The following is an 18907-nucleotide window of genomic DNA, read 5'->3' on the forward strand; positions in this document are numbered from 1 at the left end:
GCGAGGTCGGCGCACCCGCCCCGGGACGGGCCGCGGGAGGGGATCAGGTCAGGGCCTTGCGGATCAGGACCGAGAGGCCGAAGGCCAGGGCCGAGACGGCGATCGAGATCGCGATGAAGAGCGTGCGCCGCGGCTGCTGGGCCGATTCCGCCTTCACTGGCTCGACGATCATGCTGAAGAACTCGATCTGCCGGTCGGCGATCATCCGCGAGCGCTCCCGCGCGGCGATCGTCGCGGCGTAATACTTCTCGGCGGTCTTGCGCTCGGCGTCGAGCTCCTCGAACTTCGTCAGGGTCGCCGAGAGAACCCGGCGCTGCTCCGGATCCTGGTTGGCCGCCTCGCGCTCGATGCGGGCGATGGTCTCGTCGAGCTGGGCGATCTGGGCCTTGAGATCCTGGATGCTGCGGCTGTCGTCGCGCAGGTCGCGCTGGAGCAGGCTGAGCTTGACGGCGAGGCCGATCCGCTGGGAACGGATCTCGGCGACCATCTTCAAGTTGGTGTCGTTGGCCTTCTGGGCGTCGAGCACGCCGTCCCGGTTGCGCAGGTCGCGCACCGCGACGTGGAGCTTGGTCAGCCGCGCCTCAGCGCGCTTCATCTCGCGCTCGCTCTCCGCCAGGGCGTCGGTGCGGGCCCGCTCGGTGAGCTGGTTCACCAGCCGCTCGCTCTCGGCCAGCACGGCCCGGCTCAGCGTCAGGGAATCGTCGGGATCGAAGGCATTGACCGCAACCTCGATCAGGCCGGACGATTCGACGCTGACCTTCACCCGCTCGGTCCAGTAGCGGACGAGCTTCTCGATCGGCTTCTCGGGATCGAAGCGCGAATAGTGATCGATGTCGTCGCGCGAGAACATCTTCCGCAACGGCACGGTACGCTCGAGCGTCTCGACCATCGTCCGGCTCTTGATGTACTCGCCAACGATCATCGAATCCTGGGCGATCATCTGGGCCGGGATGCTCGAGGTGGTGCCGACCGAATCCGGCGTCGCCTTTTCGGCCCCACCGATCGCCGGCCGCAGGGCGAAACGCGCCTCGGTCACGTAGCGGTCCGAGAGGTAGAGGCCGAAGAACACGGCGCTCGCCAGGGACGGGAGCACGAACAGGAACAGGAACAGGAGCGGGGTGACGATGTCCCGGCGCCGTTGCGTCCGGATCGTCCGGATGGTGGACTTGTTCGGGTTCGAGAAGCGCGACACCCGGGCCGCCTGCCGCAGGGCCTCGCCGATCATCCGGGAGCGGTCGGCGGGGCTGAGCGCCTTACCTTCCGGATTGCGGGCGTCGATCGTCATGGCAGGGGATTCCGGCTGGGGCGGGGCCGGGGCGCGGGAGGCACCGGCCGGCCGGGAAGACGGGAAGAGCGGAGGCGAGGGACAACCGGGAGCGTCGCCCTCACTGGTTCAGGCGCTGGTAGACTTCGATCGCGTCGTTGATGTCGGAATAGATCACGGCGCGGCCGTTCGCCAGCACGATCCCCTGCTGGGCATAGTCCCGGATCGTGTCCATCGAGTGCGAGCACATGATGATGTCGGCATTCGCCCGGCGCTGGCTCCACACCTCCTCGCAGCGCTTGGCGAAGCGGGCATCGCCGACGCCGGTGATCTCGTCGACGATGTAGCAATCGAAGGGGATCGCCATGCTCATGCCGAAGGCGAGCCGCGCGCCCATGCCCGAGGAGTAGTTGCGGATCGGCACGTTCATGTAGTCGCCAAGCTCGGCGAAATCCTCCACGAAGGCCAGGACCCGGCGCGGATCCTCGCCGTAGATGCGGGCGACGAAGATCACGTTCTCGCGGCCCGTCATCATCGAGTGGAAGCCGCCCGCGAAGCCGAGCGGCCAGGAAATCCGGGTGGTGCGGATCACGCGGCCCTTCGTCGGCAACTCGCAGCCGGCCAGCAGCCGCAGGGTCGTCGACTTGCCGGCGCCGTTGATGCCCAGGATGCCGTAGCTCACCCCGGGCTTCAGGGTCAGCGACGCCTGGTCGAGGATGGTGCGGCGGTACCCGTCCGTCTTGTAGATCTTGGTGACGTTGTCGAGGCGGATCATGGGCGGAAAAGACACGCTCGAAAGGGGTGCGGCCGCCTGCCGGCACGCGACCGGCGGCCTCGCGGACCTCCCCGATCATGCGCCGACCCGGCATCCGCACGGTTAACGAGACCGGCCGCAGTGGCCGGCAGGCTTGGGGGGTAGGCGGAAAAAGCGGCGAATCTGAGAAGCCGCCCCTCTGCCGGGCGCGCTCCACGCCTGCGCGGGGCCCGGATGATGCGGAGCCAGTTTCAAGTTATTATAAAGAAGAAACTTGACGCGGCGCTATGAGCCGGCGGGCTTTTGGATTAAACAGCGGCCTCTCTCGTATCGTTTCCGGAAAGACGGCCGTGCTGATTGCGTTCCTGATCATGCTGCGCGAGGGGATCGAGGCGGCCCTGATCGTCGGCATCATCGCCGGCTACCTTGCCCAGACCGGGCGGCGGGCCTGGATGCCGGCCGTGTGGGGCGGCGTCGTGCTGGCCGCCCTGCTCTGCTTGGGCCTAGGCCTCGGGTTGCAGGCGATCGGCGCCGAATTCCCGCAGAAGCAGCAGGAGCTGGCCGAGGGCGTCATCGCGCTGCTCGCCGCCGGCATGTTGTGCACGATGGTGTTCTGGATGCGAAAGGCCGCCCGCTCGGTGCGGGCCGAGCTGCACGGCGCCGTCGACCAGGCGCTCGGTCGCCATGGCAAGGCGAGAGGCGGGTTCGCCCTCGCCGTGATGGCGTTCCTGGCGGTGGGCCGCGAGGGGCTCGAATCGGTGTTCTTCCTCCTCGCCACGGTGCAGCAGGATGTCGGCTGGGGCGTGCCGGTGGGGGCCTTGCTCGGCATCGCGCTCTCGGTGCTGGTCGGCGTCGCGCTCGCCAAGGGCGCCGTGCGCCTCGACCTGCGCCGCTTCTTCCGCTGGACCGGGGTGTTCATCCTGTTCGTCACCGCGGGCCTGCTCGCCAGCGCGCTCAAGGCCTTCCACGAGGCCGGCCTGTGGAACCACCTCCAGGCCACCGCCTTCGACCTCGGCCACGTCCTGCCGGCCGATACCGTGCTCGGAACCCTGCTCACCGGGATCTTCGGCTACCAGGAGGCCCCGGCCTGGGGCGAGGTGCTGGTCTATCTCGGCTTCCTGATCCCGGCGCTGTGGGCCTTCCTCGCCGGTGCCCGGCCGACTCCCGCCGCGCAGCCCCGCCACGCCTGACCCTCCGAGGACATCCACGATGACCGCCCGCCGGCCGGCCGCCCTCGCCGTTCTCCTCCTCTCCGCCGGCCCCGCTCTGGCGGAGGCCCCCGAGCCCGTCGCCGTCACGGTGACCGACAAGGGCTGCGAGCCCGCCGCCCTCACGGTGCCGGCCGGCAAGTCGGTGTTCAGGATCAGCAACAAGAGCCGCCGGGTGCTGGAATGGGAGATCCTCCAGGGCACGATGATCGTCGAGGAGCGGGAGAACATCATCCCGGGCTTCGTGCAGTCGCTTTCGGCGACGCTCCAGCCCGGCCGCTACGAAATGACCTGCGGGCTGCTCAGCAACCCGAAGGGCACCCTGACGGTCACGGCGGCCGCGGCGGCGGCCCCGGGCGCCCCCGACCCGATGGCCCTGGTCGGCCCGCTCGCCGCCTACAAGCTCTACGTGATGGGCGAGGTCGAGGCCTTCCACAAGCAGACCGCCGCCTTCGTCGAGGCGGTGAAAGCGGGCCGGATCGGCGAGGCCAAGGCCCTCTACCCGGTGGCGCGGCGGCACTACGAGCGCATCGAGCCGGTGGCGTCCCTGTTCAACGACCTCGACAAGAGCATGGACGTGCGGGCCGACGACTTCGAGAGGAAGGAGGCCGATCCGGGCTTCACCGGCTTCCACCGCCTCGAGAAGGGTCTGTGGGCCGACGCCAGCACCGAGGGGCTGGGCGCCTACGCCGACCGGCTCCTCGCCGACGCCACCGAGCTGAAGCGGCGGATCACCGACCTCACCATCCCGCCGGCCAAGATGGTCGGCGGTGCCGCCGGCCTGATCGAGGAGGTCGCCGCGACCAAGATCTCCGGCGAGGAGGACCGGTACAGCCGCACCGACCTGTGGGACTTCCACGCCAATGTCGAGGGCGCGCGCAAGATCTTCGACCTCCTGCGGCCCCTGGTGGCCGCCCGCGACCCCGACTTCGTCGCCCGCACTGAGAAGAATTTTTCGCGGGTCGACGCGCTGCTCGGGAAATACCGGACCGAGGATGGCGGCTTCACGCCCTTTGACGCCTTGAGCGACCGCGACCGCAACGCCCTCAAAGGTCCGATCACGGTGCTGGCCGAGGATCTCTCGACCCTGCGCGGCAAGCTCGGCCTGGATTGAGGCTCCTGCCATGGCCTCCTGCCCGTTCTCGACCTCCCGCCGCGCCCTGCTGCGCGGGCTCGCCGCCGGCACCGGCGCCGCCGCACTCGGAGCTCCGCAGGCCCGCGCCGCCGACGCGACGCCCACGGCCTCCAGCGACGGCACCCTCGACCGCCAGCCGTTCCACGGCCCGCACCAGGCCGGCATCGTCACGCCGCAGCCGGCCGCCGCCCTGGTCGTCGCCCTCGACGTGCTGGCCGAGGATCGCGGCGACCTCGCCAAGCTCCTTCGGATCCTGACCGAGCGCTTCGCCTTCCTGACCGCCGGCGGGCCGGTGCCGCCCCTCGACCCGCGGCTGCCGCCGGCCGATTCCGGCATCCTCGGGCCACAGGTGCTGCCCGACAACCTCACCGCCACGCTCAGCGTCGGCGCGAGCCTGTTCGACGACCGCTATGGCCTCGAGGGCGTCAAGCCCCGCCACCTGCGGCCGATGGATCGCTTCCCGAACGATTCCCTCGACGGGAAGCTCTGCCACGGCGACCTGCTGCTGCAATTCTGCGCCAACACCGCCGAGACCACCCTGCACGCCCTGCGCGACGTGATCCGCCACACGCCGGGCCTCGTGTCCTTGCGCTGGAAGCTCGAAGGCATGCTGCCGCCCCACGTGGTCAAGCGCCAGGGCCAGGACACGGTGCGCAATTTCCTGGGCTTCAAGGACGGCACAGCCAACCTCGACACCCGCGACGACGCCCTGATGCGCCGCCAGGTCTGGGTGCAGCCGGGCAGCGGGGAGCCGGCCTGGGCGTCGGGCGGCTCCTACCAGGTGGTGCGGATCATCCGGAACTTCGTCGAGCGGTGGGACCGCACCCCTTTGCGCGAGCAGGAGCGGATCTTCGGCCGCCACAAGGACAGCGGCGCGCCGCTCGGCGAGACCGACGAGCACGCCCTGCCGGACTACGCCTCGGACCCGGCCGGCACGCGCACGCCGATGGACGCGCATATCCGGCTCGCCAATCCGCGCACGCCCGGGACGGCGGCGAGCCTGATCCTGCGCCGGGGCTACAACTACTCGGCCGGAATAACCCCGTCGGGCCAGCTCGACATGGGCCTGCTCTTCGTCTGCTACCAAGCCGACCTCGAGGCCGGCTTCGTGGCAGTGCAGAACCGGCTCAACGGCGAGCCGCTGGAGGAATACATCAAGCCCGTCGGCGGCGGGTACTTCTATGCCCTGCCGGGCGTGCCGGAGCCGGGCGGCGTCCTGGGGCAGGGGCTCCTGGTCGGGGCCTGAACCCGGAGACCGGACCCCGGCGGGCAGGCCGGTCGGCGGCCCGTCAGCGCATCGCCTCGCGCTGCGCCAGCGTCGTCGGCGCGCCCGACTTCTGGATCAGCCCGTCGATCTGGTCGCGCTGGCGGCGGAACTCGGCGAGCAGCCGGCCGTCGAGCTCGCGGCCGCGGGGCACGCGGATCTTCATCGGGTCGACGAAGTGGCCGTTGATGATCACCTCGTAATGCAGGTGCGCCCCGGTCGAGAGGCCGGTGGAGCCGACATAGCCGATGACCTGGCCCTGGCGTGCCTTGGCGCCGGCGCTGACGCCGCGGCCGAACCGGGACATGTGGTTGTAGGTGGTGACGTAGCCGTTGGCGTGCTGGATCTCGACCCGGCGGCCATAGCCCGAATCCCACTCCGCCTTGATGATCGTGCCGTTGCCGGCGGCGAAGATCGGCGTGCCGATGCGGATCGACCAGTCGACGCCGGTATGGAGCTTGGCGTAGCCGAGCACCGGGTGGCGGCGATAGCCGAAGCCTGAACTCATGTTGCCGTCGGCGACGGGCTTGCGCAGCAGGAATTTTTTCAGCGAGCGGCCGGCCTCGTCGAGATAGTCGACGCTGCCGTCGTCGGGCGACTGGAAACGGTAGATCCGCCGCGATTCGCCGCCGAGGTTGAGGGCCGCGAACAGGATGTCGGGCCGCTCGGACGAGCCGCCGGATTCCTCGTCGTAGGTGTAGAACAGCTCCATGCCGTCGCCGGTGGCGACGCGGCGCTCGAAATCGACGTCGTAGCCGAAGATCCGCACCAGGTCCTCGACCGTCGAGCGCGGCAGGTCGTGGCGCGCCGCGGTCTCATAGAGGCTGGCATAGAGGCGCGCGCCCGTGCCCTCCTCGTCGTCGTCGGCGTCCGGCTTCGCAGCCGGCTTCTGGGCGGCGCCCTCCGGCACCGGCGGGGCCACCGACACGAAGGCGCCGCGGTCGTTCATCGCGGCGATCGCCTCGACGCCGGACTCGCCGTAGAGGATGACCCGGGTGAGCTGGCGCGGGTCGCCGGCCCGGGGGCCGGGGCCGACCTGGAGCCGCATCTGCTGGCCCTCGCCGACTGCGCCGGACCGCACCCGCGTGCCGAGGGCCGCCAGGATCGGGCGGATCTGCTCGTCGAGGCCGCCATTGGCCTTGAGCACGCCCTCGAGGGTCTCGCCGCGCTTGATCGCGACGTCGCGCTCCTCGACCAGCGGCGCGTCCCGCTCGCGCTCGATCTTGGCGAGATCGGTGACGTTCTCGCGCATCACCCGGACCTCGATCGACTTGAACGGGCCGGACGAACCGCCGAAATCGCCGCCGCCGTCGAGGCCGGGCAGGGCGGTCATGCTGCGCAGCGTGCGCGAGAGCATCAGCTGCGGGGCGATGGGCAGCGCGGCGCGCCGCCCGGCCTCGGCGGCGAGCCGCCGCTCCTCCTCGATCTGGGCCGCCACGTCCTCGTCCGACAGGGCGGGGGCGCCGGCCGGCACCGCGAGGTCGCCGAGGTCGCGCTTGACCACCGACACCTCGGCGTCCGGCGCCTCGGCGGGACTTTGCGCCTCCGGGGCCCGGTCGGTGCCCGGATCGGTGAAGAACCGCATCGGATCGAAGGGCGGGATGTCGGTCGCCGCCAGCCCGGCGGTGGCCGAGAGCGCGGTGGCGATCCGCACGAAGGGCCGGACCTTGATGATCTCGCGCTCGCCCGCCCGGAGGGTCACCGGCGCCTTGAAGCTCTGCTTGGCGAGCGCCACCATCGGGTTGCGCACCAGCCGGTCGCCCTTGCGGGCGAGGTTGGTGCCGCCCTCGCTGGCGACCGGGCGGGGCGCCACCGTCACCGCCTGCGGCAGCTCCGCGAAGGTGATCTCACCCTGCAGCGAGACCCAGATCGCCGATCCGATCAGGCAGGCGCCGGTCATGCCGGTGAGCACGCAGGCGGTGAGCCAGCGCAGGTTGACGTCGCGGCGGTCGGCCCGGGGGGAGGCGGCGCCCGAGAGGTCGAGCGGCGGCTCCCGGCCCGGATCGGCGGACCGTCCGCGGGGCGCCTGCTGGGATCCGACCGGGTCGAGCCGCGCGCGCTTCACCGTCTCTCCTTCGCTCATCCGTTCCGGTGCCGCCGCGGACGTGCCACGACGGCGGAAGGACGCTTCCGGATCCGCTTCCGCAGCGCCATGACCATGCGTGGCCCGGGCAGGGAAATCAACGGCGGGCGGGAAGCGCATCCCCAAGCGGCCGCACGGTGCGTGCGGCCCTCAGGTCGAGGCTGTCTCTCCGGCGCCAGCATGTCAGGATTGAGGCGCCGGACCCGCTCCCGGGGGTGCCCGATCCCGCCCCGACGCTCGATTTTGCCGCATGGCCGCCGCCGCCGCCCGGACCACCTTCGGGCGGGAGCACGCACTCTGCGTCCTGCCACGTTTCCCGCGAGCCGGCGGTTTCCCCCGCGGCCCGTCTTGCACTACGGTTCCGCCGACCCTTTCCGGGAGTTTTCCATGACGCGTCGTCACGCCGGCCTCGCTGCCGCCCTGCTGCTCCTCTCCTCGCAAGCCGCCTTCGCGCATCCGGGCCACGGCGACGCCGGCGGGCTCGTCCACGGCTTCGCCCATCCCCTGAGCGGGGCGGACCACCTGCTCGCCATGGTGGCGGTCGGCCTGCTGGCGGCGGCGCGGGGCGGGCGGGCGCTCTGGGCGGTGCCGCTGGCCTTCCTGGGCATGATGGCGGTCGGCGGGGCGCTCGGCGCCGCCGGCATCGCGCTGCCCTTCGTCGAGGCCGGGATCGGCCTGTCGGTGGTGGCCTTCGGCCTCGCGGCGGCTCTGGGCGCCGGCCTGCCGCTCGCCGCGGCGCTCGCCCTGGTCGGGGCCTTCGCGGTGTTCCACGGCTACGCCCACGGCGCCGAGATGCCCGAGACCGCCTCCGGCCTGACCTACGGTATCGGCTTCCTGGCCGCCAGCGGGCTCCTGCACCTCGCCGGCATCGGCCTCGGGCTCGCCGCCGGCCGCGTCGCTCAGGGCCGCGCGCTGCCCTTCGCCGGGGCCGCGGTGGCGGTGGCGGGCGTGGCGGTGCTCGCCGGTACCCTCTGACTCCCGCTCACCGATCGATCCACGACCGGGGCCGCGCGGCGGCTCCGGTCACCCCGGGTTGATCGCCGTCGCGAGCCAGCAGGCGGCGCCGAGGCGCACCGGACCCGTCGGAGGCATCGCCTCCCGCAATGCCGCCAGGGCCCGCTCGCGCAAGGCCGGATCCTCGATCTCGCGCAGGAGCCCGGCGATGGGCCCGACGGTGGCGGAGAAGCGCGCGGCCGCCTCCGCGTCGGCGCCGATCTCCACCGGGTGGTCGACGGGTGCGACCGCGGCATCCGCGAAGCCGGCCTGCCCCAGGAGATCGACCAGCGCCCCGCCCTCCGCGAACCGGAACGGCCCCGGCCCGCCCGGAGGCGACGGCGGCGGCTCGGGCACCACGCTCAGCACCGCGGCGCGCGGCACGCTCACCCACGGATTCTCGGCGAGCGCCCGCCAGCACAGGACGACGAGCCGGCCCCCCGGCCGCAGGGCCCGCCGGATATTGGCGAAGGCCGCGCGCGACTCCTCGAAGAACATCACCCCGAACCGCGACAGCGCGACGTCGTGCTCCGGTGCGAAGGGATGGGTCTGTGCGTCGGCCTCGATCCAGGCGATCGGCGCGCCGGCGGCCGGCCGGGTGCGGGCCCGGGCCAGCATCGGCCGGGACACGTCCAGAGCCGTGACGCCGCCGCCCGGCCCCGTGCGGGCCGCCGCCAGCAGGGCGGTCTCGCCGCAGCCGCAGCCGATATCGAGCACCCGCTCGCCGGGCCGGAGGCCGGCGCCGTCGAGCAGGGACGCGGTCAGGGGCGCGAAGACGCGGTCGAGCTCCGCCTGCATGTCGGCCCAGCGCGTGCCGACATCGCCGTTCCAGTACTCCGTCTGGGTGATCGGCTCAGGCATCGGCGCAAGCCCCCGTCGTCCCATCGTCCGGACAGAAGTACAGCCTGCGCGGGCCAGGGGACAAGCGGGATCGCGTCAGCTCGACTTCCGCGGCCGGCCGCGCCGCCCCCCGGTGGGGGCGGGCGCCGCGTCGCCGCCGCCCTCGGCCCCGCGCAAGCGCCGCCGGCCGAGACCGCTGTTCTTGGCGAGTTCCGAGCGCTGCGAGGCGTAGTTGGCCGCCACCATCGGGTAGTCGCGCGGCAAGCCCCATTTCTCGCGGTACTGGTCCGGCGTGAGGCCGCGGCCGGCGAGGTGGCGCTTGAGCGTCTTGTAGGGCTTGCCGTCCTCGAGGCTGATGATGTGATCCGGCGTCACCGTCCGGCGGATCGGGATCGGCGGCTCGGGCTTCGGCGGCTCTGGCGCGGGCGGCGCCATCAGCTGGGTCAGGGTCGTATGGATGGCGCCGATCATAGGCGGCAACTCGTTCGGCGGCACCGCATTGTTCGATACGTAAGCCGTGATGATCGCGGCGCAAAGATCAACGACGCGGTCACCAGAGCCATTCTCCTCGACATTCATCGCCCCACCCCGTCTGCATTCGCGATAAAGAATGCATGACAACGACCAAACGTCAAACAGACTGCACGTTTGTCGAGGTTAATCCTGTGGACGTAACCAGTCTTGATCGATCATTTGGGATGAACGCTGACTAACTTATGTTTATGAATTGGGCTACGCTCTTCGATGTAGGAGAGCGCCCCACCGGGCCGCCACGCGGCCGTCGGACGCGGTGCAGGGGCGATCCCGCACCGTCGCATGCGGCAGGGATGAGATGAGGATTAGGTCTTGAGGAGGATCCGCCCGGCGGCGGATGAATGGTCGGAGTGGCAGGATTTGAACCTGCGACCCCCACGTCCCGAACGTGGTGCGCTACCAGACTGCGCTACACTCCGACGCGCCCGAGGGCACGGGTATCATACAATCAAAACATCTTGTGCAGATGTTTGACCATCTCGGGAAGACTCAGGCTCGTAAGAGCGCTGGTCGGAGTGGCAGGATTTGAACCTGCGACCCCCACGTCCCGAACGTGGTGCGCTACCAGACTGCGCTACACTCCGAACGGCCGGCCGTGGCCGACGACCGGGCTTATAGCGAGGGCATCCGGGCGCCGCAAGGCCGTTCATGCGCGATGGCCGAGTTTCTTGAGCCGGCATGGTGCGGGCCGCGGCGGCGCTCGCCGGTGAGGGCCAGGATCGAGGGCAAGGAGGCAGAGGGAAGGGCGAGGGATGAGGGACGGGAAGACCTTGCGCGATTCGCTCCCGCCCCCCATTGTCCCGTCGTCAGGACAGTCGACACCGGCGGGGTGGCGTATGGCGAGCCGGGTGGCTGCGTGAGCGAAGACGACCAGGTCGGGGTGCCGGAGCCGGGAGCCAGCCACTCTGCGGAGGCGCCGTCCCTGGCGCATCTGAAATCCGCGACGATCCGCGAGCCCGGTCTCGACGATCGCGGCAGCGTGTTCTTCGCGGCGATCGAGATGACCCGGATGCCGATGATCCTGACCGATCCGCGGCAGCCCGACAATCCGATCGTGTTCGCCAACCGGGCGTTCCAGGACCTCACCGGCTACACGCAGGCGGAGCTGGTCGGCCGCAACTGCCGCTTCCTGCAGGGTCCAGAGACGAACCGCGAGACCGTGCGCGAGCTGCGCGAGGCGGTCGAGGCGAGCCGGTCGGTCGCGACCGAGATCCTCAACTACAAGCGCGACGGCTCGCCGTTCTGGAACGGCATCTTCATCGGCCCGGTCTTCGACGAGGCTGGGGAGATCGTCTACTTCTTCGCCTCGCAGCTCGACGTGACGCGGCGGCGCGTGTCGGAGCAGGCCTTCCGCCAGGCCCAGAAGATGGAGGCGATCGGCCAGCTCACCGCCGGCCTCGCCCACGACTTCAACAACCTGCTCCAGGTCGTCAGCGGCAACCTGGAGCTGGCCCGAGGCTCCGTCGCCGGCGAGCGGGCCCAGCGCCAGCTCGCCAACGCCGCCGGCGCGGCGGAGCGGGGCGCGAAGCTGACGAAGCAGCTCCTGTCCTTCGCCCGCAAGGCGCGGCTGGAGCCGCGCTCGCTCAACCTCAACGCCCTGGTGCTCGCCTTCGCCGAGGTGGCGGAGAGCACGCTCGGCAGCACCGTCTCGGTGCGCCTCGACCTCACGCCGCGGCTGCCGGCGGTCACCCTCGACCGCACCAACCTGGAGATGGCGCTCCTCAACGTGCTCATCAACGCCCGCGACGCGATGCCGGCGGGCGGCACGGTGACGATCTCGACCGGAACGGTCCTTCTCAACGGCGACGGCCGTGCCCGCGGCCTGCCACCCGGCGACTACGTGGCGTTGCGGGTGCGCGACGAGGGGGAGGGGATGGCGCCCCACGTCGCCGAGCGGGCGACCGAGCCGTTCTTCTCGACCAAGGGCCCCGGCAAGGGCACCGGCCTCGGGCTGGCCATGGCGCACGGCTTCGTGCAGCAATCCCGCGGCCGCCTCGAGATCGAGAGCCGTCCCAAGAATGGCACCACCATCACGATGCTGTTTCCGGCCGGCCCGGGCGCCGTGGCGGAGGAGGAGCCCACCGAGCGCCGGCCGGCGCTGCGGCGCGGCGACGAGACCGTGCTGGTGGTCGAGGACAGCGACGACGTGCGGGCGCTGGCCCGCGAATACCTCGAGAGCCTCGGCTACCAGGTGCTGACCGCCCGCGACGGCGGGGAGGCTTTGGAGATTCTGAAGCGGGAGGAGCGGATCGACCTCCTGTTCTCCGACATCGTGATGCCGGGCAGCGTCAACGGCCTGATCCTGGCCGACCGGGCTCAAACGATGCGGCCGGACCTGCCGGTGCTGCTGACCACCGGCTACAACGAGGACCTGGTGGCGGAGGGGCCCGCGACCCCGACCATGGACGTGCTCGGCAAGCCCTACCGCAAGGCCGAGCTCGCCGACCGGGTCCGCGCCGCCCTCGACCGCGGCGCCCGAAAGATGCCGGCCCCGGGAGAGCCGCATCACGGCTGAGCCGGCTCGCGGCGCGGCCTCGTCCCGCCACGACGGCGTGTCGTCACCTCGATGACATGCACCTCGCGCAAGAACGGCCGCGCTCGATCTCGCGAGGATCCCCATGCCGCGCCGTTCCCTGTTCGCCCTCACGCTCCTGCTGTCGGCCGCCCCCGCCGCCTTCGCCCAGACGCCCCAAACGTCGCAGACGCCACCAGCACCGCAGACCTTCCCGGCCACCCTGGCCGGCCACGCCGTGCTGCCGGCCGACAGCGTCGCGCCGCTGCCGGCGGATGCGCCCAAGGATCTCGCGACGCCCGGCAAGTTCACCACCGGCCGCCGGGTCGAAGCGGTCGGCACGGTCGAGGCCCAGTCGATGGGCCGCGCCACCAGCATGAAGCTGCCCCTGCGCGGCCAGCCGCTCCAGGGCCATTCGGGCATCAAGCATAGGCCCGACGGCACCTACTGGGTGCTGACCGACAACGGCTTCGGCTCGAAGGCGAACTCGCCCGACGCGATGCTCTACCTCAACCACTACCGGATCGACTTCGACAAGGGCGGCGTCGAGCGCCTGGAGACGATCTTCCTGCGCGACCCGGACAAGAAGGTGCCGTTCCGCATCGCCAACGAGGCGACCGAGAGCCGCTACCTCACCGGCAGCGACTTCGACCCCGAGAGCTTCCAGTTCGTCGGCGATTCGATCTGGATCGGCGAGGAATTCGGCCCGTTCCTGATCAAGGCCGACCGCAGCGGCAAGGTCGAGGCGGTGGTCGAGACCCTGGCTTCGGGCAAGCCCGTCCGCTCCCCCGACCACCCGGCGGTGACGACGCCGGCGGTGCCGGGCGGCGCGGTGGCGTTCAACGCCCGCCGCTCCAAGGGCTTCGAGGGCATGGCGGCCTCGCCCGACGGCAGCCGGCTCTACGCCCTGCTCGAAGGTCCGCTCTGGGACGCCGACGCCAAGGCTTTCGAGACCCGCGACGGCCGCGAAACCTTACGCATCCTCGAATTCGACACCAAGGCGCAGACCTGGACCGGCCGCTTCTGGTTCTATCCCCTGGAGCAGGCCGGCAACGCCATCGGCGACTTCAACCTGATCGACGCGACCACCGGCCTGATCATCGAGCGCGACGACGGCGAGGGCACCGCCGACCGGGCCTGCCCGGCAGGTCAGAAGGGACCGGATTGCTTCTCGGTCCCGGCGAAGTTCAAGCGCGTCTACAAGATCGAACTGACCGACGCCAACCAGGGCGGTCCGGTGCGCAAGATCGGCTCCATCGACCTGATGCGCATCGCCGACCCGGCCAAGAAGGCCCGCAAGCCGCTCACCGACGGCGCGCTCGCCTTCCCGTTCTTCACCATCGAGAACGTCGACAAGGTGGACGACACCCACATCATCGTCGGCAACGACAACAACCTGCCGTTCTCGGCGAGCCGCGACCCGCACAATGTGGACGACAACGAGTTCGTGCTCTTGGAGGTGGGGGAGTTCCTGAAGGCCCGCTGACCCGAGACGAAGACGAGGCGGGAGCGGTCGCGTGGCCGCTCCTGCAACGCTGCGCCTTCCGCGAGGATGCGTGATCGGCTAGCGTCACGGTCGTAGCGCTTTCGACGGTACGCCGTCTCCTCCGTCCGAAATCGCTACGGATCCATGAACCTGGCCGGCGCTTCGTGCAGTTTACGGAGGCGGTGCAGAGACCCAGAGCCGAGCCGGACACGATGCGTATCGAGAGCATGAAGCTCACCAATTTCAAGGTGTTCAATAACGTAGAACTTAAAAACATTGCTGCTTACACGGTTTTCGTCGGTGCGAATGGTGTTGGAAAATCGTCGCTCTTCGATGTCTTCGGTTTTCTGCGCGATTGTCTCAAGGACAACGTGCGGGCTGCCGTGGCCCGGCGTGGCGGCTTTCGCGACCTGATCTCGCGTGGTGCGGTGGCCGATCCAGCAGCCACCATTGGCATCGAACTGAAGATCCGAATGCCTTTGGCAATCGGTTCGCGCGTCGTGACCTACGCGCTCGAAGTCGGCGAGCGCGATGGCAGGCCGATCGTGGCGCGAGAGAGCTTGCGATACACGCGCTACGGCGGTGGAAAACCGTACGATTTCCTAAGATTCAGTTTTGGCGAAGGCGATGCCATCACTAACGAGGCCGAACTGACCCGGGACGAGGCCTCGGTCCACCGCGATCATCAGAAGCTCGACGAGCCCGACATCCTGGCGATCAAAGGCCTTGGCCAATTCCAGCGCTTCGAGGCCGCCAGCGCGTTCCGGAGTCTGATCGAGAGTTGGCACGTCTCGGATTTCCGTATCCATGCCGCCAGTGCCAGTCCCGAGGCGGGATACGCCGAGCATCTCTCGACACAGGGCGAGAATCTATCTCTGGTCACGCAGTATCTCTACGAGCGGCATCCAAAGATATTTGATGGCGTTCTAGAAAAAATGGCCCAACGCGTTCCTGGCATCAAGAAGGTTCAAGCCGAGCAGACTCTCGACGGACGGGTTGTGCTGCGCTTCAGCGACGGCGCATTCAAGGATCCATTCTCGGCTCGGGTTGTGTCCGACGGAACGATCAAGATGTTCGCGTATTTGATGCTGCTTCACGACCCTAAACCGCATCCTCTGCTCTGTGTCGAGGAGCCCGAGAATCAGCTATATCCGACGCTTCTATCCGAACTGAGCGAAGAGTTCGAGGAATACGCGACGCGTGGGGGGCAAGTCTTCGTCTCAACGCATTCCCCCGACTTCTTGAATATGGTTCCGCTGGAGAGCATCTTCCTGCTCTCGAAAAAGGATGGCTATACGAGCGTCCGGCGTGCGGCGGATGACGAGAACCTGCGCAGCTTGGTGGAGCAGGGCGACCGGCCCGGGGCGCTGTGGCGCCAGCGCGTGATTGAGGGCATCGATCCTTGACGGCACCCGTCGTGGTTCTGGTCGAGGAGCCGTCGATCCGCATCGTCATCGAGGCGATCTGCGGCAAGCTCGGCGCAAGTGATCTCGTCAGGATCTTGGAGCACGAAGGCAAATCGGATCTGGAGCGATCCATTGCCCGAAAGATCAACGGATGGCGCAGCCCGGTCTTACCGTACTTCATCGTCTCACGGGATCTCGACGCGTCCGAGCGTCAAGCCCTGCGGACTCGTCTGCTGGCGCTTGTGCCCCCGCACGCCCTCGGACGCACGAAGGTCCGGGTGATCGTCCCGGAACTCGAATCCTGGTACCTGGGCGATCCCGCAGCGCTCGTCGCTGCCGGCGTCATCACGCCCGCCGCAGCGCAGCGCATCACCGCGCAGGCGAAGTTCCGCGACCTATGCACCCTAACCGGTGCTAAGGCAGAGTTCAGAAAAATCGTCGGGCAGCCGATCGGCCAGATCCGCACCGCTCATCTGCTCGGCGCGCATCTTGATCTGGAGCGCAACAATTGCCGAAACTTCCACGCCTTTGTGGAGGCGCTGAGATGGGCAATCCACGGGGTGACGGCCGAGCTGGGACGCGTAGAGGAAGGGGGCTAATGCCCCCCACCCAGATACGCCGCCCGCACCTGCGAGTCGTTGCGCAGTTGCGCCGCCGGGCCCTGGAAGCGGATGCGGCCGTTCTCCAGCACGTAGGCGTGGTCCGCCACCCCGAGGGCCGCCATGGCGAACTGCTCGACGAGGAGCATCGTCACCTGCTCCTCCTTCAGCCGGCGGATGATGCGAAACACCTCCTCGACCAGCTTCGGGGCGAGCCCCATCGACGGCTCGTCGAGGAGCAGGATCTCCGGGCGCAGCATCAGGGCCCGGCCCATGGCGAGCATCTGCTGCTCGCCGCCCGACAGCGTGCCGGCGAGCTGGGTCCGGCGCTCCTTGAGCCGCGGGAAGAGGGTGTAGGCCCGCTCCCGGTCGGCATTGACGTCGCCCTTCGGCCGCGAGCCGGTGAGGCGCGGGAAGGCGCCGAGCGTCAGGTTGTCCTCGACCGAGAGGGTCGGGAAGACCCGCCGCCCCTCGGGCGAGTGGGCAAGCCCGGTGCGGGCGACATCGTGGCTGTCGAGGCCGCCGATCTCGCGCCCGTTGAGCTTGATCGAGCCGGCGCGCGGCCGGATCATGCCGGAGAGCGCCCGCATGGTCGTGGTCTTGCCGGCGCCGTTGGAGCCGATCAGGGTGACGACCTGGCCCTTGGGCACCGTGAAGGTGAGGCCGTGCAGGACCTCGATCTGGCCGTAGCCGGCCGACAGGCCGCTGACGTCGAGCATCTCTCTACTCCGCGGCGTCGGCAACCGGGCTGCCGAGATAGGCTTCGATGACCTTGGGGTCGGACTGGACCTCGCGGGCGCCGCCCTCCGCGATCTTGTGGCCGAAATCGAGCACGCTGACGCGGTCGCACAGGCCCATCACCACGTCCATGTGGTGCTCGATCAGGATCACCGTGATGCCGGCGTCGCGGATCTTGCGGATGATGAGGGTCAGCTCGGCGATGTCGGGGGCGGTGAGGCCGGCCGCCGGCTCGTCGAGGAGGAGCAGGACCGGATCGAGCGCCAGCGCCCGGCCGATCTCGAGGAGGCGCTGCTTGCCGTAGGGCAGGTTGCGCGCCTCGACCTGGGCGAGGGCGCCGAGGCCCACGAAGTCGAGGATCGCCATGGCGCGGGCCCGCGCCTCCCGCTCCTCGCGCCGGCGCCGCGGCGTGCCCAGGATCGCGTCGAACAGCGTGCCGTGGAAGCTGTGATGCAGGCCGACCAGCACGTTCTCCAAGGCCGTCATCTCGCGGAAGAGCTGGACGTTCTGGAAGGTGCGGGCGACGCCGGACAGGGCGATCTCGGAGGGGGTGCGGCCGTCGAGGCGCTTCGCCGCGTCGGTGCCGGTGGCGAGCGAGACCCCGCCGGAGGTCGGCCGGTAGATGCCGGTGAGCACGTTCATCATCGTGCTCTTGCCCGAGCCGTTCGGGCCGATCAGCCCGTGGATCGTGCCCGGCCGTACCGCGAGGTCGACCTCGTTGAGGGCCTTGAGGCCGCCGAACTGCATCACCGCCCGCTCGACCTTGAGCAGCGGGTCGGCACCGGAGCGGCCGCCCTGGCGGATCAGCGCCTCGCCGGAGGCGGCGAGCGCCTGGGTCGCCCCGGTATGGGCCGGGCGCAGGAAGGGCAGTTTCTCCCGCAGGAAGCCGACGATGCCCTCGGGCAGGTAATAGACCACGAACAGGATCATCAGGCCGAAGACGGTGAGGCGGAAATCCGTCACCGATTCCATCGCCAGGGTCGCCGGGAAGAAGGCGAGGCAGAGCGCGCCGGGGATGAGCAGCGTCATGCGGTTGTCCTGCTTGCGCAGGAAGGCGAGGCCGACCACGACCACCGCGACCGCCGCGATGAGGCCGGCCATGATCCGGACGAGGCCGATATCGGCCAGGATGTTCGGCATCATCACGATGATGGCGGCGCCGATCAGCGGCCCGGACCGCGACTTGCGCCCGCCCATGGTGACGGCGAGCAGGAAGAGCACCGTCAATTCGAAGCCGTAGGAGTTCGGCGCGACGTAGCGTTCCGACCAGGCGAAGAGCGCGCCGGCCAGCCCTGCGAGCGCCGCCGAGATCACGAAGGCGTAGACCTTGTAGCGGTAGACGCTGACGCCCATGCAGTCGCAGGCGATCGGCGAGTCGCGCAGGGCCTCGAAGGCGCGGCCGAAGGGCGAGCGCACCACCCGGTTGACCACCAGGATGGTGAGCAGCAGGCAGGCGCAGACGAGGTAGTAGAATTCGAGCTTCCTCCCGGCCGCGCCCCAGGGGGCCTGCATGCCGATCAGCGAGAAGTCGAGGACGCGGGCCGGCGGCAGGGTGATGCCGAGGGGACCATTGGTCAGATCCGTCATCTCGTTGATGAAGATCTGGATGATGGTGCCGAAGGCCAGCGTCACCATGGCGAGGTAGGGACCGCTCACCCGCAGAGCCGGGATCGCCAGCAGCAACCCGAAGGCCGCGGTGACGCCGATGCCGGCGAGCAGGCCCACCCAGAGCCCGAGCTTGAACTTGAGGAACAGGACGGCCGCCGCGTAGGCGCCGACGCCGAACAGGCCGGCATGGCCCAGCGAGACCTGGCCGGTATAGCCGACCACGATGTCGAGCCCGAGGATCAGGATCGCGTAGATGGCGATCACGATCAGCAGGTGGATGTAGTACTGGCTGGTGACGACGTGCGGGAAGGCCGCCAGGAAGACGACGAGGCACACGGCGCCGAGGAGGCCGACGAAGCGGCCGAGCCCGGCTTGCGGAACGGGCGGGGCGGTTTGCCGGGCCAGCGCCGGCGCGGGGGCGGACTGCGCCATGATCGTGAAAAACCCTGAACGAGACGGGAGCGACTGAGGCCCCTCCCGCGA

The 18907-nt window shown here is 69.7% G+C and carries 15 protein-coding genes and 2 tRNA genes; 8 read left to right on the plus strand and 9 right to left on the minus strand.

Annotation, left to right across the window (positions count from 1 at the left end; translation table 11 throughout):
* Window positions 1-43 precede the first annotated feature (43 nt).
* Window positions 44-1285 carry a KpsE/RkpR family capsule polysaccharide export protein gene (locus tag DA075_RS21220; RefSeq protein ID WP_099954908.1) on the minus strand — a complete coding sequence of 414 codons (1242 nt, stop codon included), beginning with the start codon at window positions 1283-1285 and terminating at the stop codon, window positions 44-46.
* A 100-nt stretch (window positions 1286-1385) separates the two neighbouring features.
* Complete coding sequence (locus DA075_RS21225) at window positions 1386-2039, minus strand: ABC transporter ATP-binding protein (RefSeq protein WP_099954909.1); 654 nt, start codon at window positions 2037-2039, stop codon at window positions 1386-1388.
* 329 nt (window positions 2040-2368) lie between these two features.
* Here DA075_RS21225 and efeU point away from each other — a divergent pair, with 329 nt between their 5' ends.
* From efeU to efeB, 3 genes are read left to right on the plus strand one after another with little or no spacing between them, the layout of a single operon-like run.
* Window positions 2369-3208: an iron uptake transporter permease EfeU gene (gene efeU / locus DA075_RS21230; protein ID WP_099954910.1), complete on the plus strand. Its 840-nt coding sequence runs from the start codon at window positions 2369-2371 to the stop codon at window positions 3206-3208.
* 19 nt (window positions 3209-3227) lie between these two features.
* Window positions 3228-4340: an iron uptake system protein EfeO gene (efeO, locus tag DA075_RS21235; protein ID WP_099954911.1), complete on the plus strand. Its 1113-nt coding sequence runs from the start codon at window positions 3228-3230 to the stop codon at window positions 4338-4340.
* A gap of 10 nt (window positions 4341-4350) precedes the next feature.
* Window positions 4351-5607, plus strand: coding sequence for an iron uptake transporter deferrochelatase/peroxidase subunit (efeB, locus tag DA075_RS21240; protein ID WP_099954912.1), 1257 nt, complete (start codon window positions 4351-4353; stop codon window positions 5605-5607).
* 43 nt (window positions 5608-5650) lie between these two features.
* Here the strand turns inward: efeB and DA075_RS21245 are convergent, their stop codons facing one another.
* Window positions 5651-7708, minus strand: a complete 2058-nt coding sequence (locus tag DA075_RS21245; protein ID WP_099954913.1) for a M23 family metallopeptidase — start codon at window positions 7706-7708, stop codon at window positions 5651-5653.
* Between the two features lie 387 nt (window positions 7709-8095).
* On the opposite strand from DA075_RS21245, the gene DA075_RS21250 reads away from it, so the two are divergent.
* Entirely contained in the window at window positions 8096-8683 is a 588-nt protein-coding gene (locus tag DA075_RS21250) for a HupE/UreJ family protein (protein WP_099954914.1), read from the plus strand.
* Window positions 8684-8731: 48 nt separating this feature from the next.
* Here the strand turns inward: DA075_RS21250 and DA075_RS21255 are convergent, their stop codons facing one another.
* From DA075_RS21255 to DA075_RS21270, 4 genes are all read right to left on the minus strand, one after another.
* Window positions 8732-9562 (minus strand): class I SAM-dependent methyltransferase, encoded by an 831-nt coding sequence (locus DA075_RS21255; RefSeq protein WP_099954915.1) that lies wholly within the window; start codon window positions 9560-9562, stop codon window positions 8732-8734.
* Between the two features lie 75 nt (window positions 9563-9637).
* Entirely contained in the window at window positions 9638-10120 is a 483-nt protein-coding gene (locus tag DA075_RS21260) for a Ros/MucR family transcriptional regulator (protein ID WP_099954916.1), read from the minus strand.
* A gap of 297 nt (window positions 10121-10417) precedes the next feature.
* Window positions 10418-10494: transfer RNA gene (locus tag DA075_RS21265), tRNA-Pro, on the minus strand.
* 88 nt (window positions 10495-10582) lie between these two features.
* Window positions 10583-10659 (minus strand) — tRNA-Pro (locus DA075_RS21270).
* Between the two features lie 272 nt (window positions 10660-10931).
* Here DA075_RS21270 and DA075_RS21275 point away from each other — a divergent pair.
* The 4 genes from DA075_RS21275 to DA075_RS21290 all read left to right on the plus strand — a co-directional run bounded on the left by DA075_RS21275 (window position 10932) and on the right by DA075_RS21290 (window position 16078).
* On the plus strand, window positions 10932-12590 hold the full coding sequence (locus DA075_RS21275) for a histidine kinase famiy protein (protein WP_244936264.1): 1659 nt from the start codon (window positions 10932-10934) through the stop codon (window positions 12588-12590).
* A 103-nt stretch (window positions 12591-12693) separates the two neighbouring features.
* Complete coding sequence (locus tag DA075_RS21280) at window positions 12694-14073, plus strand: esterase-like activity of phytase family protein (RefSeq protein WP_099954918.1); 1380 nt, start codon at window positions 12694-12696, stop codon at window positions 14071-14073.
* Window positions 14074-14285: 212 nt separating this feature from the next.
* Window positions 14286-15479: an AAA family ATPase gene (locus DA075_RS21285; protein WP_099956718.1), complete on the plus strand. Its 1194-nt coding sequence runs from the start codon at window positions 14286-14288 to the stop codon at window positions 15477-15479.
* Window positions 15476-16078, plus strand: a complete 603-nt coding sequence (locus DA075_RS21290) for a hypothetical protein (protein WP_123834377.1) — start codon at window positions 15476-15478, stop codon at window positions 16076-16078. Before DA075_RS21285 ends, DA075_RS21290 begins: the two co-directional genes overlap by 4 nt.
* On the opposite strand, the gene DA075_RS21295 is transcribed toward DA075_RS21290, so the two are convergent.
* Together DA075_RS21295 and DA075_RS21300 are read right to left on the minus strand one after the other, a co-directional pair.
* Window positions 16075-16797 carry an ABC transporter ATP-binding protein gene (locus DA075_RS21295; protein ID WP_099954920.1) on the minus strand — a complete coding sequence of 241 codons (723 nt, stop codon included), beginning with the start codon at window positions 16795-16797 and terminating at the stop codon, window positions 16075-16077. The genes DA075_RS21290 and DA075_RS21295 overlap by 4 nt on opposite strands.
* 4 nt (window positions 16798-16801) lie before the next feature.
* Window positions 16802-18856 (minus strand): branched-chain amino acid ABC transporter ATP-binding protein/permease, encoded by a 2055-nt coding sequence (locus tag DA075_RS21300; protein ID WP_099954921.1) that lies wholly within the window; start codon window positions 18854-18856, stop codon window positions 16802-16804.
* Between the last annotated feature and the right edge of the window lie 51 nt (window positions 18857-18907).

This window comes from Methylobacterium currus (genome assembly GCF_003058325.1).
GTDB classification, from domain to species: domain Bacteria; phylum Pseudomonadota; class Alphaproteobacteria; order Rhizobiales; family Beijerinckiaceae; genus Methylobacterium; species Methylobacterium currus.